The following is a 19,742-nucleotide window of genomic DNA, read 5'->3' as shown; positions in this document are numbered from 1 at the left end:
TATTTGCCGGCCATCCTTATAAATCCTGTATCCCATGAATTTCTTTACACCTGTACAGTTGCGTATACTTAAAACAAGCTGGATTCCTGTGCTTATAGCTTGCACGATAAAAAAGGGTGCAGACATCATATTTCCATCAATATTATCGCTTAACCTGGGAACACAATATGCAATATTCCTGGCGCTGACCACGCTCTGTATGGTAGTATGGGAAGCGGTTATTAAAAAGGATGTAAAGCAATTCGGTGTACTGGCATTTGTGGTGCTCTCTGCCTTCAGTCTGCAGTTTATTTTGAATGAGTTTCTGAAAACCAGCAGCGGTCAACAACATACTGCCCTGATCTATTATTTCAATTCATTTGCGGTCTTCCTGCTGATTATTATCACCCGCTTTTATCTGAACGGAATGAGTGACAAAATGGGCGCAGCGGTGCTGGCAGCGGTCATCTATTTTGTGATCCCTAAAACGGGCAGTCCAACTGGCACGATTCCATTGGGATGGCTGGATCCATCCGGCGTCTGGATGGAGGTGGTGAGCACCCTTGTTGCACTGCTGACAGGCTTCGCTACCTTTATCTCTTACTACTCAATTATATTCCTGACAGAGAACAGTTTCAGATGGCCTGCATTTTTTATAAAGCTGCAATCCCGTATACAGACCATCAGCGGGTGGGAATATTTTTTCATCTTCTTTTCAATATGGTTTGTCTACATGGGTAGCATTGGTGAACTTACCTATTTAATGGCCAACTTCTTTGAAGGCACTCCATTGCCATTAACGCTTACCGCTTTTGTTATTTTCAAGTTATTGCTGGCAGTGCTGTGTATCTATTCTCTTGCCGGCTTGTTAAGAAATATCATCACCGGCCGGGCATTGACTACCGGAGAATATAATCCCTGGGTGATCATTATGCACTATATTCCTGTGATCAACATTGCAGCTGTGTTAAAACTATTGTTTGCAGAGGATAAACCAGCTACGCAGGAAGAACACGCGGTGTTATACCTCGAATCTGACAGGCATGCTGCCCGGCAGGCGATGATCATTGCCGGAATTACAGTAACGGTGTATAATATTTATCACTTGCTGACAGCGCCCACCGGACTTGCTTTGTCGGGCGCGGCGTTGCTGGGAGCACTATATCTTTTAAAGATCTTCGCCTATATAAAACTGCGTAGTAGTAAGACGTATCTGTTACTGGTAATGGGTTTGAATACCATTACAATACTGTTTGCGCTAAATGAATACCTGTTGTTGTCTTTATCGTTCCTCTATCTCTACTACTACCTGATGCAGGAGTTGTTTTATCCTAAGCTGGAAATAGAGGACACTGTGAAAGTACAGGACCCTGACGCCGGCGATATTTTCACACATACCGCATAAATATTTTAATTTCCCGGCGCAATTAAAATAACTTACTACACATATGCGTGCAGTTATACAACGTGCATCAAGGGCATCCGTGACCGTAGATGGTAATGTTACCGGCAGTATCCAGACAGGCTTGCTGGTATTGCTGGGCATTGAGGATGCTGATAATACAGAAGATATTACCTGGTTAAGCAACAAGATCGTCAACCTCCGTATTTTTAATGATGAGGAAGGCGTCATGAACCGTTCTGTAAAGGAAGTCGGGGGAGATATTCTGCTGGTGAGTCAGTTTACACTACATGCTGCTACCAAAAAAGGGAACAGGCCTTCCTATATCAAAGCGAGCAAGCCGGATATAGCTATTCCCCTGTATGAACAGATGATCAGCCAGTTGACTTTTGATATGGGAAAAACCATTGCTACAGGCATTTTCGGAGCGGATATGAAGGTGGAACTGCTGAACGACGGTCCCGTTACTATCATCATTGACACAAAATCAAAAGAATAAATCATCAATATGACCATCCAGGAAGCACAGGAAAAGATCGACGGCTGGATCAGGACTGTAGGGGTTCGTTATTTCAGCGAACTGACCAACATGGCCATCCTGACGGAAGAAGTGGGGGAAGTGGCCCGTATCATGTCCCGCAAGTATGGAGAACAATCCTTCAAGGAATCTGACAAACAGAAAGATCTGGCAGATGAGCTGGCGGACGTGATGTGGGTGTTGCTTTGCATCGCCAACCAGACAGGGGTGGATATGACAGCCGCCCTGGAAAAGAACTTCGAGAAGAAAAATATCCGGGATGCCAGCAGGCACAGGGACAATGAAAAGCTCCAATAAGGCAGGTTTTTTGTTAAAGCTATTATATGAAGATCCTCAAGAAATTAAAAATTCTCTGGCAGATCCTGAAACAGACCTTTCATGATTTCATGGACGACAAGGTGCTCAAACTCAGCGCCGCCCTATCCTATTATACCATCTTTTCCATTGCCCCTATGCTGATCGTGATCATTACGCTTTGCGACGTGTTTTTGGGGAAGGAGGCGATCGAAGGAAGCATATATGGACAAATCAAGAATATGGTGGGAAGCGAAGCCGCCATCCAGATCCAGCAGATGATCAAAAACGCCGCTCTTTCGGGCGATTCCAGCTGGGCCACCATAGTAGGGGTTGTTACCCTGGTAATTGGTGCCACAAGTGTATTTGGTGAGATCCAGGATTCTATAAACTTCATCTGGCAGCTAAAGGCCAAGCCCAAGAATGGGCTGCTCAAGATGTTGCTCAACCGCCTGCTGTCGTTTTCAATAGTTATCAGCCTTGGATTTATCCTGATGGTGTCCCTGGCATTAAACGGTATTATTGCACTGTTCAGCAACCAGCTGTCGGTTCTCTTTCCGCAGGTAACGATGGTATTGGTGTACATTATTAACCTGGTGCTGACCTTTGTGATCATCAGCGTGCTGTTCGCTATCATTTTCAAAGTGCTGCCTGATGCCAAGGTGCAGTGGAAACATGTTATAATCGGCGCTGTGACAACCGCCATCCTGTTTATGATAGGAAAGTTTGCTATCGGGATGTATCTTGGTTCCAGTAAAGTCGGCACTGCCTATGGGGCAGCCGGTTCCATCGTAATCATCCTGCTCTGGGTATACTATTCAGCCATTATCCTGTACTTCGGCGCTGAGTTTACTCAAGTATATGTACAGCATTTCGGAGGTAAGATCAGGCCCAATGAATATGCTGTATATGTGAAGGAAGTGCCCGTGGAAACTGATGAATTGCCTTTAACAGCCCCAATTGAGAAAGAAAAAGGTAGCTAAACGCCATCTTTAAATCCGAAAACCCTTATTATATTTGCGCCACTATGGCTACAGATCAGAACAAATTCCAGGCGATCATCTCGCATTGTAAAGAATATGGCTTCGTGTTCCCGTCCAGTGAAATATACGACGGTTTAAGTGCAGTATATGACTATGGCCAATATGGAGCTCAGTTAAAGAAGAATATCCGCGATTACTGGTGGAAAAGCATGACCCAGATGAATGATAACATCGTGGGGATAGATTCTGCTATTTTTATGCATCCTACCATCTGGAAGGCTTCCGGTCACGTTGATGGGTTCAGTGATCCTATGATTGACAATAAGGATAGCAAAAAGCGCTACCGTGTTGATCATCTGATAGAAGCTCATGCAGAAACGCTGCCTGAAGGCAATGGGGATGTACTGATCAGTAAAATGAATGAGTTGTTAGCTGCGGATGATCTGGCCGGATTGAAAAGTCTTATAGAAACTTATAATATCAAATGTAGTGTCAGCGGTACTGCTAACTGGACAGACGTACGTCAGTTTAACCTAATGTTCTCTACCCAGCTGGGTAGTGTGAGCGAGGAAGCAAATGAAATATACCTGCGTCCGGAAACAGCACAGGGTATTTTTGTCAACTTCCTTAATGTGCAGAAAACCGGCCGTATGAAAATACCTTTTGGTATTGCGCAGATAGGTAAGGCTTTCCGTAATGAGATCGTAGCTCGTCAGTTTATATTCCGTATGCGTGAATTTGAACAGATGGAAATGCAGTTTTTTGTGCGCCCTGGCACACAAAAAGAATGGTTTGCATACTGGAAGGAAGAGCGTCTGAAATGGCATCTCAGCCTGGGTATCGATCCTAACAAATACAGGTTCCATGTACACGACAAGCTGGCGTTCTATGCAGACGCTGCGGAAGATATCGAATTTGAGTTCCCTATCGGTTTCAAAGAAGTAGAAGGTATCCACAGCCGTACAGATCACGATCTGGGCAGACATCAGGAATTCAGCAAGAAGAAATTACAGTATTTCGATACAGAGATCAATCAGAACTATGTGCCATACGTGATAGAAACTTCTATTGGTCTGGACCGTATGTTCCTCCTGATAATCTCCAATGCTTATGAAGAGCAGGATCTGAGTAAAGACGGTAAAGAAGACAGCCGTGTGGTAATGAAGTTTCCTGCGAAATTAGCTCCGATCAAACTGGCCATCTTCCCACTGACCAAGAAAGACGGGTTGCCTGAAATCGCTAATGAACTGATTGCTCAATGTAAGCCTCATTTCCATTGCTATTATGAGGAGAAAGACAGCATCGGTAAGCGTTACCGCCGTCAGGATGCTATCGGTACTCCGTTCTGCGTAACCATCGATCATCAGACCAAAGAAGACAACACTGTTACCATCCGTTACCGCGACAGTATGGAGCAGGAAAGGGTGCCAATGGACAAAGTGAAAGAGATCGTGCTGAATAAGATCAATGAATAGAAGATAAAAACGATGATAGAACGAAGGCTCTCACCACAGGCGGGAGCCTTTTTCATTAAGATATATAGTGATATGTAGGTTTAGCCATATAGTTCCTGGTGAATATCATGCCTGTCGTACCCCATCGCCAGTATCCGCTGTTTCGCCTCATCTATCATATTCTTCCAGCCACATAAAAAGAAATGCGCTGGTTGCCTGCGGGCCAGCTCTTCATAGATCAGGTGCACATACCCTTTACGCCCCGTCCAGAGATTGTCTTCCCGGGAAAGAGTGGGTATGTAATGAAAATCAACCAGTTCCCGTTCCAATTGGCACATTTCTGACGCATAGAGCAGATCACATTGCTGCCGGCAGCCATAGATGAGGTGGATGGGCGGATGTGGCAGATCGTGTGCCTTGATGTACTGGGCCATAGACCGGAAGGGAGCAATGCCGGTGCCCGTGCAGATCAGGAACAGATCCTTGTCCAGTTGCTCCGGTAGCGTAAAATGGCCCAGCGGTCCTTTTAGTATCAGTTCACTGCCCTCCGTTATCTCATTAAACAGATAAGTGGTGCCTGCGCCCCCTTCCAGGAGTACAATGACCAGTTCTATCGTATTCGTGCCGTCGGGAGGGGAGGCAATGGAGTAACTGCGCCAGCGTTTGTTCTTTTGTTCGTGTATGGGGAGGTCGAGGGTAACAAACTGACCAGCTTTGAAATCGAAGCGCTCCTTTTCGGGAATCTGTATCCAGAACCGGCGTGTGTTATGCGTTTCCTGTACGATACGGGTTACCTGCCCTTTATACCATTGGTCCAGCATTTGTGTGGAATTTATACTAAATATAACCAAAATTGTCCATAGCCCGCTGGCTTTCAGCCGTATAAGCGGCGCTGGACAAATGCAGTAATTCCGTATCTTTGCAACCCTCATGAATATACAGGCTGTTTTACAACTGTACCAGCGAGATTCCCGCCTGCAACAGCTGGTGAAAGGGATACATTTGTCCGATCCACAGTATTTTCAATTAACAGGACTAACCGGAAGTGCCACCACCTTTATCGCGGCGGGAGCGTGGGAGCTGGCCAATTCCGTCAATCATCTCTTCATTCTTAACGACAAAGAAGAGGCTGCCTACTTCCATAATGACCTTGAGTCATTGAGTCAGGCGCTGGATATCTTCTACTTTCCGGACTCTTTCAAAAAAGCCGGCTACTTCAACGAAATCAACAGCAGCCATAGCATGCTGCGTACCGAAGCGCTTATGAAGTTCTCCGGACCAGCCATTCATAAAAAGATCCTGGTGACCTACCCGGAAGCGCTCTGGGAAAAGGTAGCGGCCTCGGTGGCATTCAGCAATAACATGGTGCAACTGAAGGTTGGGGATGTGCTGAAAGTGGATGAGCTGCTGGAGAAACTCGTTAGCTGGGGTTTTGAGTATACCGACTTCGTATACGAGCCGGGACAATATGCAGTTCGCGGAGGTATCCTCGATATCTATTCTTTCGGTAATGAGAAACCTTACCGTGTTGAGCTGTTCGGTGAAGACATTGACTCCATCCGCCTCTTCGACCCCGAAACGCAGCTGAGCGAACGCAAGCTGACACAGGTGACCCTCATTGCCAATATGGATACACAGGGTCTGAACCACCAGAAGACCTCTCTGCTGGAGTTCCTGCCGGAGAATACCATCATCTGGATGAAAGACCCGGGTTTCATACAGGATGTAGTGCTGCAACTGGAAGAAAAGCTGGACGCATTCCTGCAAACCGGCCAGCCGGTAAAGGTAGGCGACGATGAGAAGATAGAACTTGCAGAAGCTGATTTCGTAAAAGCGCATCCGCTGATGCAGGAGCTCTTGCGCAGACACTGTGTTATATTCAGCAATCGCCAGTGGTGGGAAGAGACAAACCGTCCCTTTATTCCGCTCAACTTTGAAACACAGGAACAACCAGTCTTTAACAGGCAGTTTGAAATGCTGATCAAAGACCTGGATGCTCACAACAAGAATAAATATTCACTCTTCATCTTCGCTGAGAATGCCCGCCAGCTGGAAAGGCTGCGCAGCATCTTTGAAGACCTGAAAGCAGATTTTACATTCTACCCGATCCCATCTCCAGTCAGTCATGGTTTTATAGACCATACGCTGAAACTGGTGTGTTATACCGATCACCAGATCTTCCAGCGTTACCACAAATACAAGGTAAAGCAGGCATACAACAAAAATAAGGCGATCACAATGAAAACCCTGCGTGAACTGCAGTCGGGCGATTTTGTGACGCACATAGATCATGGGGTTGGTATGTACAGCGGTCTGCAGAAGATCGAAGTAGGTGGTAAGATGCAGGAAGCCATCCGTATTATTTACAAGAACAATGACCTCTTGTATGTAAACATTAACTCCCTGCACAAGATCAGCAAATACTCCGGCAAGGAAGGCGTGGAACCACGCGTGAATAAACTGGGTAGCGATGCATGGGATAAGCTGAAAGAAAAGGCTAAAACCCAGGTAAAAGATATCGCCAAAGACCTGATCAAACTGTACGCTGTCCGTAAGGCACAGCAAGGGTTCGCTCATACGCCGGATACCTATCTGCAAACAGAGCTGGAAGCATCCTTCCTGTATGAAGATACACCTGACCAGAGTAAGGCCACCGCCGATGTGAAAAAGGATATGGAATCGCCTTCTCCGATGGATCGCCTGGTGTGTGGTGATGTAGGCTTTGGTAAAACTGAGGTTGCCATCCGTGCTGCCTTTAAATCCATCGTGGATGGTAAACAGGCTGCGGTGCTGGTGCCGACTACTATCCTTGCATTCCAGCATTATAAGACGTTTGCGGAACGTCTGAAAGACTTCCCTTGTACAGTAGATTACCTGAACCGTTTCAAGTCGGCGAAAGAGAAGAAAGAAACTCTTCAGAAACTCGCGGAAGGAAAGATAGATATCATCATTGGCACCCATGCATTACTGGGGAAAGAAGTGAAATTCAAAGACCTTGGTGTGCTGGTAGTAGATGAAGAACAGAAATTCGGGGTATCTGCCAAGGAAAAACTGAAACAGCTGAAGGTGAATGTAGATACGCTGACACTAACGGCAACACCTATCCCAAGAACATTGCAGTTCTCACTGATGGGCGCCAGGGACTTGTCTGTTATCAATACACCACCGCCTAACAGGCAGCCGATAGAAACGGAAGTACATGTATTTGATCATGACCTGATCCGCGATGCGATCTATTATGAAACAGAACGTGGCGGCCAGGTGTATTTCGTGTACAACAGGGTGAAAGGACTGGGCGAAATGAGCAGCCTCATTAAAGGGCTGTGTCCTGATCTCTCCATTGCCACTGCACATGGACAGATGGAAGGTCATCAGCTGGAAGAAGTGATCCTTGACTTCATTGACAGGAAATATGATGTACTGGTATGTACCAACATCGTGGAAAGCGGTGTGGACATTCCAAATGCGAATACCATCATCATCAACAATGCGCATCACTTCGGATTAAGTGATCTGCACCAGTTGCGCGGACGTGTAGGCCGTAGCAATAAGAAGGCTTTCTGTTATCTGCTGGCGCCTCCTATGAGTACACTGCCTGCTGATAGCCGTAAAAGGTTGCAGACGCTGGAACAACACAGTGAGCTGGGTAGCGGCTTCCAGATCGCCATGCGTGACCTGGATATCCGCGGTGCTGGTAACCTGTTGGGTGGCGAGCAGAGTGGCTTTATGGCAGAGATAGGATTTGATATGTACCAGAAGATCCTGGATGAAGCGATCCGCGAGCTGAAGCAGAATGAATTCCGTGATCTCTTCAAGGAGCAATTGGAAGAGAAGAAGGATTTCGTAAGCGATTGTACTATCGATACAGATCTCGAAATACTGATCCCCGACAGCTATGTGGAAAGCATACAGGAACGTCTGAACCTTTACCAGGAACTGGATAATATCACACTGGAAAGCAAGCTCCAGGCGTTTGAAGCTGAACTGCAGGACCGCTTCGGACCAGTACCGGAGCCTGTAAAAGACCTGCTCTGCATGATCCGTTGCCGCTGGATGGCGATCAAGCTGGGCTTTGAAAAGATGATGCTGAAAGACGAAACCCTGCGTTGTTATTTCATCAACAACCCGGATTCTCCATACTTCGAATCACCAACCTTTAATCATATTCTTACTTATCTGCAAACGAGGGTGAATAACGCGAAACTGAAGCAGGTAGGAAAGAATTTCATGCTGGTGGCAGATCGTATACGATCAATGAGTGACCTGTATGATTTCCTGAAGGCGATGGAAGATGCGAGGAATGATTGATGAATGGGTGGTATACCGGATTGGTGTTTAAGGGCTGGTCTAATTAGGCTGGCCTTTATTTTTCCTATAAAAACAATTTTCTCTAAGCAGACATCGCCATGCAAGCTGCAATTTCCTGTATTATGTTCTATAGGATGCCACATGCAAACTCAAAAGAGTGGTCTTATAAATAAGCCACATACATCCTCCTGCATTGATTGGCAACTAAGAGTTTTTATAAGAACTGTTATTTATCTGACGATCGTTACTGTCCCTCTTCTGTTAAACATTCTCCCCTGATAATCCGTTCCCTGTATCATCCACACATAGGTACCCGCTGGCATGGGAGTTCCTTTGAAATAACCGTCCCAGCTCGCAGACAATGATTGTGTTCTGAATACCTCCTGTCCCCACCTGTTCCATACACAGAAAAAGTCCAGCTGGGATACCCCGGGTGAGATAGCCCGGAAAACATCATTACGGCCGTCATTATTGGGAGAAAATGCGGTGGGTACATAGAACTCCGGACCGGCATAAACTTTCACGTTTAGGGTATCTATTTCAACACAACCTTCAGGCGATGTTACAGTGAGATGGTAAACCTGGTCCCGTTCAAGGTAGGCGACCGGATCTGCTATACCGGGATCGGTCAGTCCTGTGGTGGGCGACCATGTAAATTGGAGACCACTGCCGTTAGTACGGGCATTCAGCTGTAATGGCTGACCACGGGCAGCGAGTGTGTCATTGCCGGCAAACAGATTGATATCAGTCACATTAACAGGTACATAAGACGTATCGGATAAACAGCCGTCGTGGCTTGCAACATGTAATGTGGCCTGATAGGTACCTCCTGCCGGATAAATGTAGTCGATCTGCTGGCCGGTTTGCTGCTGCCCGTTACCGAAATCCCAATACCATTGAGATAAAGGAACTAATGGCGTCTCATCTGTGCCGGTAAAGCTGATAGGTTGACCAATACAGGCATTCTCTCCTATAGCACTGATACGCGGTGTTGCATATACCTTGCTTGTCTGTTGACTGCTGGTACTACATCCCTGTGTGGTGGTTGCCTGTAGCGTTATCTTATAGGTACCCGTGTCAGCATATGCCACAGCAGGTTGTTGCACAGCGGATGTCTGCCCATTACCGAAGTCCCACGCCCATTGCCGGATGGTGCCTACATCCAATGTTGTTTTATTAGTGATAGTGACGGAACGATCTGTACATAACTGATCAATAGTAAAGTCAGTGACGGGATAAGAGCCGATGGTCACATTTTGTTTCATGGTATCTGAAATGCAGCCACTATTGTCTTCAATCACTAAACGTACTTTATATTCTCCGGCTTTCGCATACAGGTGTGGTGGAGGATTTGCAACAGTCGAGGTGGTACCATCGCCAAAATCCCATAAGCGGCGGGTAATGTCGCCAAATGATTTGGAATCATCACCAAATACAATAGGCTCACCTTCACAAAACAACTGGTTATTATCAAATCGTAACTGAGGCCGGAGAGCAGCACAGAATTGCTGTTTGTTAGCACTTCCACCGGTAGCTGAGCCAAAGCCCCAATACACCATCGGAGCTCCGCCAAATATATCTGCCACAAGATCTTTTTGTACGGAAACACGTAGTGCGCCATCAATGCTAACTTCCAGCAGTTTGCTTGTCGCATCCCATTTGATCCTGAAAATGTGCCAGGCGCAATCTTCAATATTGTCATTACCAGCCAGCGCAGTGACAGGGCCTGCCAGGTTATTGGAATCCAGATGGGAGATATCGCCGTTCATCTGAATAGAAACGTGGTCATACACCGGGTCTCCGTCAGACATATTCTGCCAGGTATCTATCAATACACCGAGTGAAGGACTGATATTCTGAAACCCTATTCCCTGGCCCGTTGCACCCAGATTGGTGCCCTGCGTCTGTAGTATAAAAGCGATCCCGTCTGCACCGGTTTCATCCTTGCAGCCAAGATTTACATCAAAGTAATAGTCAAAAGAGTTATTCAGGCTTATCTTATTCTTATTCCACGCAGTACCGCTCGTATTTGTCACATTTTCAGTCAGCACATAACAGTTACATGACTGTTGAGTTGCTGCACCATTTAATATATACGGGGTTTGTAACTGCGCGGATAATGATAAGTTGGACAATAGCAGCCATGACAAGCCTGTCAAAAGTTGGAATAGTCTGGTCATAGGATAATTGCTCTCTCAGGTAAGATAAAAAAAATAATCAGTGTAACATATAGTAGTTTGAAACGTTACAGGCTGGTGACCGATATATCTTTTATCGTAAAGTATTGTATGCTGGCATACCGGAGAAATATTTTACCCCTTTTATGGAATCACGATATACAGTAGCATCATATAGTCAAACAACGGAAACCATAACATTCAATTAACATCAAATCAGAACAGTATGAAAAAGGTAATGTTTTTACTGGCAGGATTATTCGTAGCATCATTAAGCCAGGCGCAGCAAACAGACAATAAGCCCCCTGTTAAAAAGATCGAAGTAACAGGCTCCGCAGAAATAGAGATTACACCGGATGAAATCTATCTCGATATCGCATTGCGCGAGTTCAAAAATAAGACTACAAAGGTAGAAATGGCTACACTGGAAGCCCAGTTGCAGAAAGCAGTGAAAGAAGCCGGTATTCCTGCCTCAGATCTGACCATTGCCAATGTATTCGGTACCAACTATGACAATTGGTGGAGCAAAAAGAAGAAAGATCCTGATTTCATGGCGCGTAAACAGTATCGTCTTAAACTCAGCAACCTCGATAAAGTAAATGATATCCTGGGTGCAGTAGATGCTGAAGGAATTGAAAGCGTAAATATCAGCAGCTATACACACAGCAAAATGGAAGACTATCGCAAGCAGGTAAAGACTAAAGCATTACAGGCTGCGAAGGCAAAAGCAACTTACATGCTGGAAGGTATTGGCAGTGCAATTGATGGTGTATTGGAAGTACAGGAGATCAATACTGATAACTATGCAGATGTTCCTCCCGCAGTATTTGCTAACAGTTTTGCACGTGCAGCGAATGCTGAATCAGCAGATGCATCTTCTTTCAAAAAGATAAAAGTACGCGCTGAAGTAAGAGCAGTCTTCTTTATCAAATAATAACCTGTAGCATAATAAAAAAGGGAGCTCACTTAATGTGTTGCTCCCTTTCCTTTTTTATAGTAGTGTTTAATTATCCCACCATACCTTGTCAGTCAGTTTCGCTTTCTGTAGTTCCTGTGGATTGGCAGTGATCTCATTCAAAGGATACAGGAACCTGCGAGGCAAACTTGTTACCTGATTGTTAGTGATCATCTTTAATGCAGGATAACCTGTACGGCGCCAGTCTACATAGTTTTCAGTTGAAAAGAAGTTAGCGGTGTTTTTCTCTTCAATGATAAGCTGCAATGCATTATCTGCAGTCAATACGCCTCTTTTTGACAAATATGCCTGTGCGGCAGCGCTGGCAGTGTCAATACCCAGTTTCAGCAGATTGCCTGCAACAGCCTGCCGGAATACTGGCTGTGCGGCCGTATAACCGGCAGTGATGTAAGTTGCTTCTGCTTTCAGGAACAATGCTTCTGCTGCGTTCACTATATATACCTTGGATGAAATGCTGCCATAAAAACTACCTGCTACTGAGAAGTCTTTCAAATTGCCTGCCCCCGAACCGATCACATTGCCTGTATATAAACCTGTATTTTCTGCTTTGCTGGCGAGGTAGGGCAAACGCGGATCATTGTATTGTTTCAATGAATCTACATAGTGTGAGGAAAGTACCAGTGTCGATGTATTGTAGAAATGCAGGTACCATGCATTGGATGAAGTAGACGTTCCGTTGTAAGCGAACGCACAATCATCATCGTTGCTGGTCATCCCGTTAGATAATGCAGTTAATGCAAGATTGGCCTGTGCAACAGCAGTATACCCCGGTGCTTTTGTAAGGTGCATGTAATAGCGTGCCTTCAATGTATAAGCCATCTTCACCCATTTTGTCATATCTCCACCATAGTAATAATCATCTGCACGGGGAGTAGCACCTGCACCTGAGTTCAGCAGTGTGATGGCCTCATCCAGTAATGACTGTATTGACTTATAAATGTCTTCCTGTTTGTCATAGGCCGGTGTTGTATTGCCTGTTCCGGTGAATGCCTGGGAATATGGTATGTCTCCCCACAGATCTGTAGCCGAACCCAGTGTATAAGCGGTTAGTACTTTTGCAATGCCTGCATACATGCTGTTACCATTGGCTGTAGCCTGTTTATCGAGTATGCTGAGGTTGTTCAGCACTACTACATAATGAGAGTTCCAGAAGTCATCAAATGTGGAACTGGTCACCATGTAGTTGACGGTATTAGGCAAAGGCTGATTAGGCACGCAGTTCTGCATCCATTGATTAACAAGACTGGCTGCATTACCTGCCGCGATGTATTGGGAAACACCTGCTTCCAATGGAGCCAGCAACAGGTTTTCAGATACATCTGAAGGTACATTCGAGTTCTGATTGACGTCGAGGTATTTCTTACATCCTGACAGCGTTATAACTGCCAGCATGAATATATTAATGAACGATCTTTTCATATAGCAATGATTTACTAGAAGGTGAATTTTAACGTACAGTCAAAGGAGCGGGAAGTAGGAGCAGAGAACGTGTAGACGCCTAAGCCACCATTGCCGGCGCCCCATGAATTCACTTCCGGATCACCGCCGCTGAAGCTGGCATCTTTATGTATCCACAGGTTACGGCCTGTTAATACGATAGATGCATCTCTGAAAGGCAATTTGTGCGCACCTTTGCTGAGGGTGTAAGACAGACTTACGTTACGCAGTTTGATATACGATGCGTTTTGTATAACAGCTTCTGTGATACCACTGATCTGCTGGAAGTAACTTTGCCCCGTAACAGATACTTTATTCGGTGCACCTGTTACATCACTAACGCCGGGTACTACCCTGTCTTCTCTCTTTGCAGTAGCTACAGAGGTGCCATAATACAGGCCATAACCATCATCAGAGTTCAACACATCACCGCCTTGTTTTGTATCAAAGAAGAAGCTAAGACCGAATTGTTTGTAACGCAGCTGATTTGTAATACCGCCTATCCAGTCAGGAGTAATATTGCCCACTACATCAAAATCGCCGGAAGCATAAGGCAGCCCTGCTTCATTGATACGCAACTGGCCATCTGCAGTACGTGCGTATTTGGTGCCATAGATAAGCCCCCATGGTTCTCCTTCTTTTGCATAGATACTTCCGATACTTGTTTGAGTGAGTCCACCCCCGATGTGTTCAACTTTCTGTTTGAGCTTTGTATAGTTCACTGTTACATCCCAGGTAAAGTCTTTTGTTTTTACAGGAGTAAGTGTTAATAACACTTCCACTCCCTTTGTAGACATCTTCGCAGAGTTGATAGTAGTGCTGGCATAACCTGTGGAATTTGCCAGTGAGATGTTTTCCACTATACCCTGCGACATACGTCTGTCGAAATAGGATGCTTCCAGTCCTATTCTGTTGTTCAGTAACTTAGTTTCCAGTCCCAGTTCAAATTCTTTCTGTAATTCATTTTTCAGATTAGGATTGCCTAATGAAGAACTCACAAGGAAGCCGTTCTGTCCATTATAAGGGAATGTCAGGTTGCTGCTCACATCACCATAGATGATGGCCTGGTAATAAGGAGTAGTAGTAGCATATGGTTTCACATTGTCATTACCTACCGAAGCATAGGATGCTCTTATTTTACCGAAAGGAATTATTTCTTTCAGCTTATCATGGAATAACTCTGAGAAGATAAATCCACCTGCTACAGAGCCGTATGGATAGTAAGTATTTTCTGAAGATAATACGGAGCTTCCATCATATCTTCCTGTGAGAGACAGTACCAGTAAGCGGTTATAGTCTACTTCCGCCTGTGCATAAAAACCAACTTTCCTGCGCAGGGTTGTTGATTCTGTATAAGTAACAGATGATGCACTCGCCATATTGTAGTAACCTGCTTTTGCAAGACCAAGGCCCAATGCAGTCATATAGTCGTTGTGCTCAGAATAAACGTTATTACCTAACAGCAGGCTGGTATTGGTTTTTGCACCGAATTGTTTCTTCAGTTGTACAATGAAGTCGTGGTTGAACTGCCTGAAGTTTTTGTTGTTGCTATAAGTCAGACCGGTACTGTAAGTAATATCTTTCATGTTCACGTGATAGCTTTGCTGATCTGCATAGATATCAGCACCTGCTCTTTCAGTAATAGATAACCAATCAAACGGAGCATATACTAAAGTAACCACCGGCAGGAACCTGTTTACGGTTGTAGTGTTCAATACATTATCCAATACCCAGTATGGGTTATTACGGCTGTTGCGGTATAAACGTTGTGAGCCATCAGGATTGAGATACGGTTTGAGATCGTAGGAAACAGGAGCGGTGAATATAGTCCACAGCGGTGTTTCCAGCCCATATCCTTCAGGCATTTTATTATTCTTTGCAGTAGTATAGGTCAGTTGAAATGTAGCATTCAGTTTGTCCAGTATCTGTGTACTGTATTTGGTGAATACACTATGACGGGCATAAGATGTTTTGGGTATAGTACCTTTCTGATCAAAGTAGGAATAGGACATGAAATAATTAGACTGCGCATTGCCGCCAGATACACTAACAGTGCTGTTTGAAGTAACACCCGTGCGGAAAAATTCTTTCAGCGGATTGTGTGCTTTGACTTTTTGTCCGTTGACAGTTAATGTATCCATGCGTGGTCCCCAGGAGGTGCTGGCCTTCCTGGTCTCGCCATCGATGTAGTTGCCCTGATCGCCCTGTGCATAAGTATATTGTCTGTCAGGGAAGATGGTATTTTCGAAAGAAAGACCGGAGGATAATGTCAGTACCGGTTTACGGCCTGCAGCTCCTTTTTTGGTGGTGATCAGCACAACGCCACGGGCGCCGGCAGAACCATATAGCGCAGTAGCGGCAGCACCTTTCAGCACGTTGATGTTTTCAATAGTAGCAGGATCAATGTCGGCCAGTCTGTTGGAACCCGGACCACCATTATAAGTACCGCCACTTTCATCATTGTTGATGGGCACACCATCCATTACGATCAATGCCTGGTTTTCGCCGGAAATAGAAGTAATACCACGTATCACGATACGTGCGGAACTACCTGGCATACCGGAGGAGCTGGTGATCTGAACGCCGGCTACTTTACCGGTAAGCGCATTCAGTACATTCGGTTCTTTCGCCCGCAATATCTCATCACTCTTTACTTCCTGTGCACTAAAGGTGAGGTTTCTTTTCTCTTTCCTGACGCCCAATGCGGTTACCACTACCTCATTCAGATCACTGGCGTTTTCTGAAAGCGTAATGTTAAAATGTTGTTCACTGCCCACCGGAACTTCTTTTATTGCGTATCCTACCGCACGTATAAGGAGTATTGTACCCGGGGCTACTTCAAGTTTAAATGATCCATCCTGTTTGGTGGTTGTCCCTTTTGAGCTGCCTTTAATAATAACGGAGGCAAAGCTGACTGGCTGTTTTTTTTCATCGGTCACTGTTCCCTCTATCCCCCTCGACTGTGCATTTATTGAGGAATAGACCAGCAGTCCCGCAAGCAATGCCAGCAGGTTAAATAAGATTCTTTTCATACAACGAGATTAGATATTGGTTTTTGTGATTTCCCCTCTCTAAATAACTTATCCCGTCATCTGCGCAAATGACTTAAAATGATGTGTACCCAAATGTAATAGTAGAAGGGGGCTAACTTTTTATGATTCTTGACTATCTATAGACGGATATTAACCAAAAAAAAGTCCCGCCTTGAGAGGCGGGACACGATGGAAAAAGATTTCAAAAAAAACGATGATCAATTAATGTTTACTTTAAACGTTCCGTCCGTTAATGGCTTTTCTGTTTCGCCATTGTTTAAAATGCCGTCGAATGTGCCTTCGGCATACTTACTATTTATGCTTGTAATCTTTATAGTAGCGCTGGTACTTTCATAAGCTTCGGCGCCTGATACAGAGTTGGTGAACACGATATTGGCATGTTCTGCAGCTGTAAAGGTGCCTGTTTTTAATGTGTCGGGGAAAACAACCATAATTGCAATGGCGCTGTTCAGTGTACCGGTTAATCCCTGAATGAGCAGCACTTTCTTACCTATTCCGGTGGTATCGAAAGCTTCTCCGTAGGAGGTATTTGCGGAGAAAGATTTACCGTCAAATTTAAAAGAGCAGGATCCGGATGCCTTAACTACTTCTTCCTTATCACAAGACGTGAAAGCGATCAGACACAGACACAGGAATCCCAGGAGGGAATTGAGTTTCATAGGATAGGTAATTTCTTCAGGTATAGTGATAAATAGGACTGCAAATTAGTTACTTTCTGATGAATTAAATAAAATATTTATAAGTTTTTTAACAGCTATGAGGCAATAAACAGAGAAGTGTCTGGAAATGAAAGACATAAAAAATCAGGAATTGGGGAATAAATAGGCGCATGTAAGTGTTAATGCTCTAAAGTGACCTGATTAACCGGGTATGAATTGAAAATAAAAAGAGTATATCAAAAATAGATGAAGGTCCTGAGAAATTTCTTAAATGACTAACTGACTCCATCGGGTATCCGAAAAGAGAGAGGGTGTATCATACTGCTGATACACCCTCTTTAAGTTATCTATAGAGGAGCAGGTATTGGCGCCTGCTCTTTTGTTACTGATTGAAATTATGCGTCGATCTTCGCATATTTTGCATGTGACTCAATGAATTCCCTTCTTGGCGGAACTTCATCACCCATCAGCATACTGAATACGCGGTCTGCTTCTGCAGCGCTTTCGATCGTTACCTGTTTTAAGGTACGGTTATCTGGGTTCATGGTAGTTTCCCACAGCTGTTCTGCGTTCATCTCACCAAGACCTTTATAACGCTGGATAGTTACGCTATCTTCCTTACCATTCGCTAATTTCTGGATAGCGGCCTTACGGTCGTCTTCTGTCCATGCATAGATCTGTTCCTTGCTCTTTTTCACGAGGTACAACGGCGGCTGGGCGATGTATACATAACCCTGTTCCACCATTGCCTTCATATAACGGAATATAAAGGTCAGGATCAGTGTGGCGATGTGGCTACCATCCACGTCAGCATCCGTCATGATGATCAGCTTATGATAGCGCAGTTTGGAGAGGTTGAGGGCTTTATCATCTTCTTCGGTACCAATGGTCACCCCAAGGGCGGTAAAGATGTTCTTGATCTCCTCGTTCTCATATATCTTATGCTCCATGGCTTTCTCCACGTTGAGGATCTTACCTCTCAGTGGCAGGATAGCCTGGAAGCTACGGTTACGGCCTTGTTTTGCTGTACCACCCGCGGAGTCACCCTCAACGAGGTACAGTTCACATTTTTCAGGATCATTTTCAGAGCAGTCAGCCAGTTTACCCGGTAATCCGCTACCACTTAATACGCTCTTACGCTGTACCATCTGGCGTGCCTTACGGGCTGCTTCACGGGCCTGTGCTGCCAGTACCACCTTATTGATGATGATCTTGGCTTCACGGGGGTGTTCTTCCAGGTAAGCATCCAGTACGGCTGCTACGGAGCTGTCCACCACACCCATTACATCGGAGTTACCCAGTTTGGTTTTGGTCTGTCCTTCGAACTGTGGTTCTGGTACTTTCACGCTGATGATAGCGCTCAGACCTTCGCGGAAGTCATCACCGGTAACTTCAATCTTGGTCTTTTCGAACAGTTTGTTCTTATCACCATAGCTTTTGAATACACGGGTAATAGCACGGCGGAAACCAGCTACGTGTGTACCACCTTCAATGGTGTTGATATTATTAACGTAAGAGAAGATATTCTCACTGAAGGAATCATTGTAGATCACGGCTACTTCCACCGCTACGTTACTGGAGGCATCGTGCGCTTCGATGAAGATCGGATCAGGCAGCAGTCCGTTACGACGACCGCTACGATCCAGCATCTGTACGAATTCAATGATACCGCCCTCGCTGTAGAAAGTCTCTGATATGGAGTTACCTGCTTCGTCTTTCTCACGATCGTCAGTCAGGGTGATCCTGATCTTACGGTTCAGGTAGGCCAGTTCGCGGAGACGGCCTGCAAGGATCTCGCGGTTATAGGTCGTATCTTTAAAGATCTCGTTGTCCGGCTTAAAATGAACGGTGGTTCCGGTTGTATCGGCCTCACCGATCTCACGCACAGCGTACTGTGGGATACCACGCTGATATTCCTGCTCGAACAGCTTGCCCTCACGGCGTACAGTTACATGTAAAAGGGTACTGAGCGCGTTAACGCAACTCACACCCACCCCGTGCAAACCGCCGGACACCTTATATGTATTCTTGTCAAATTTACCACCGGCGTGCAATACGGTCATTACCACCTCCAGGGCGGAACGGCCCTCCTTGGTGTTCATACCTGTAGGAATACCACGACCGTCATCCACAACACGGATAGAGTTGTCTTCGCAGATCGTTACATCAATATTCTTACAATAACCGGCCAGTGCCTCATCTATTGAGTTGTCAACCACTTCATACACAAGGTGGTGAAGTCCTTTTATGCCGATATCACCAATGTACATCGCCGGGCGTTTCCGCACCGCTTCGAGTCCCTCAAGTACCTGTATACTGTCCGCGTCATATCCTCCCTGTGCAGGTGTAGTTATTTGCGCTATTTCTTCGCTCATATTTGGGTGTAAAGTCTGTTTAGAATTGGATTCTCGTGAATTGTGCAAAAATACGAAAAATGAGCCTTATTTCAATATTTAAGAGGTGCTTTTTGAATCGTTGATAT

The 19,742-nt window shown here is 45.2% G+C and carries 13 protein-coding genes; 7 read left to right on the top strand and 6 right to left on the bottom strand.

The window, feature by feature from the left end:
- Positions 1–34: 34 nt before the first annotated feature.
- The 5 genes from BLR32_RS04325 to BLR32_RS04305 are packed head-to-tail and all read left to right on the top strand — an operon-like array spanning position 35 to position 4,671.
- Positions 35–1,384, top strand: a complete 1,350-nt coding sequence (locus tag BLR32_RS04325) for a hypothetical protein (protein ID WP_089828998.1) — start codon at positions 35–37, stop codon at positions 1,382–1,384.
- A 43-nt stretch (positions 1,385–1,427) separates the two neighbouring features.
- Complete coding sequence (gene dtd, locus BLR32_RS04320; RefSeq protein WP_089828997.1) at positions 1,428–1,880, top strand: D-aminoacyl-tRNA deacylase; 453 nt, start codon at positions 1,428–1,430, stop codon at positions 1,878–1,880.
- 9 nt (positions 1,881–1,889) lie between these two features.
- Positions 1,890–2,216, top strand: coding sequence for a nucleotide pyrophosphohydrolase (locus BLR32_RS04315; RefSeq protein ID WP_089828996.1), 327 nt, complete (start codon positions 1,890–1,892; stop codon positions 2,214–2,216).
- 26 nt (positions 2,217–2,242) lie between these two features.
- On the top strand, positions 2,243–3,196 hold the full coding sequence (locus BLR32_RS04310) for a YihY/virulence factor BrkB family protein (protein ID WP_089828995.1): 954 nt from the start codon (positions 2,243–2,245) through the stop codon (positions 3,194–3,196).
- Between the two features lie 44 nt (positions 3,197–3,240).
- Entirely contained in the window at positions 3,241–4,671 is a 1,431-nt protein-coding gene (locus BLR32_RS04305) for a glycine--tRNA ligase (RefSeq protein ID WP_089828994.1), read from the top strand.
- Between the two features lie 80 nt (positions 4,672–4,751).
- On the opposite strand, the gene BLR32_RS04300 is transcribed toward BLR32_RS04305, so the two are convergent.
- Entirely contained in the window at positions 4,752–5,471 is a 720-nt protein-coding gene (locus BLR32_RS04300; protein WP_089828993.1) for a ferredoxin--NADP reductase, read from the bottom strand.
- Positions 5,472–5,580: 109 nt separating this feature from the next.
- Between BLR32_RS04300 and mfd the strand changes: the two genes are divergently transcribed.
- Positions 5,581–8,958 (top strand): transcription-repair coupling factor, encoded by a 3,378-nt coding sequence (gene mfd, locus BLR32_RS04295; protein WP_089828992.1) that lies wholly within the window; start codon positions 5,581–5,583, stop codon positions 8,956–8,958.
- A 230-nt stretch (positions 8,959–9,188) separates the two neighbouring features.
- Here mfd and BLR32_RS04290 read toward each other — a convergent pair whose 3' ends face one another.
- Positions 9,189–11,138: a lectin-like domain-containing protein gene (locus BLR32_RS04290; protein WP_089828991.1), complete on the bottom strand. Its 1,950-nt coding sequence runs from the start codon at positions 11,136–11,138 to the stop codon at positions 9,189–9,191.
- A 223-nt stretch (positions 11,139–11,361) separates the two neighbouring features.
- Here BLR32_RS04290 and BLR32_RS04285 point away from each other — a divergent pair, with 223 nt between their 5' ends.
- Positions 11,362–12,069, top strand: a complete 708-nt coding sequence (locus BLR32_RS04285) for an SIMPL domain-containing protein (RefSeq protein ID WP_089828990.1) — start codon at positions 11,362–11,364, stop codon at positions 12,067–12,069.
- Between the two features lie 69 nt (positions 12,070–12,138).
- On the opposite strand, the gene BLR32_RS04280 is transcribed toward BLR32_RS04285, so the two are convergent.
- The 4 genes from BLR32_RS04280 to gyrB form a co-directional block, all read right to left on the bottom strand.
- Positions 12,139–13,530, bottom strand: a complete 1,392-nt coding sequence (locus tag BLR32_RS04280) for a SusD/RagB family nutrient-binding outer membrane lipoprotein (protein WP_089828989.1) — start codon at positions 13,528–13,530, stop codon at positions 12,139–12,141.
- A gap of 14 nt (positions 13,531–13,544) precedes the next feature.
- Complete coding sequence (locus BLR32_RS04275) at positions 13,545–16,580, bottom strand: SusC/RagA family TonB-linked outer membrane protein (RefSeq protein ID WP_089828988.1); 3,036 nt, start codon at positions 16,578–16,580, stop codon at positions 13,545–13,547.
- A gap of 218 nt (positions 16,581–16,798) precedes the next feature.
- The gene (locus tag BLR32_RS04270; RefSeq protein ID WP_089828987.1) at positions 16,799–17,260 is read right to left on the bottom strand and encodes a hypothetical protein; all 462 of its coding nucleotides are present in this window, start codon (positions 17,258–17,260) and stop codon (positions 16,799–16,801) included.
- A gap of 395 nt (positions 17,261–17,655) precedes the next feature.
- Positions 17,656–19,635 carry a DNA topoisomerase (ATP-hydrolyzing) subunit B gene (gene gyrB, locus BLR32_RS04265; protein WP_089828986.1) on the bottom strand — a complete coding sequence of 660 codons (1,980 nt, stop codon included), beginning with the start codon at positions 19,633–19,635 and terminating at the stop codon, positions 17,656–17,658.
- Between the last annotated feature and the right edge of the window lie 107 nt (positions 19,636–19,742).

Source organism: Chitinophaga filiformis, assembly GCF_900102545.1.
Taxonomy (GTDB): Bacteria; Bacteroidota; Bacteroidia; order Chitinophagales; family Chitinophagaceae; genus Chitinophaga; species Chitinophaga filiformis.
Note: the sequence above shows the minus strand (reverse complement) of the source record. Positions and strands in the feature narration are given on the sequence as shown.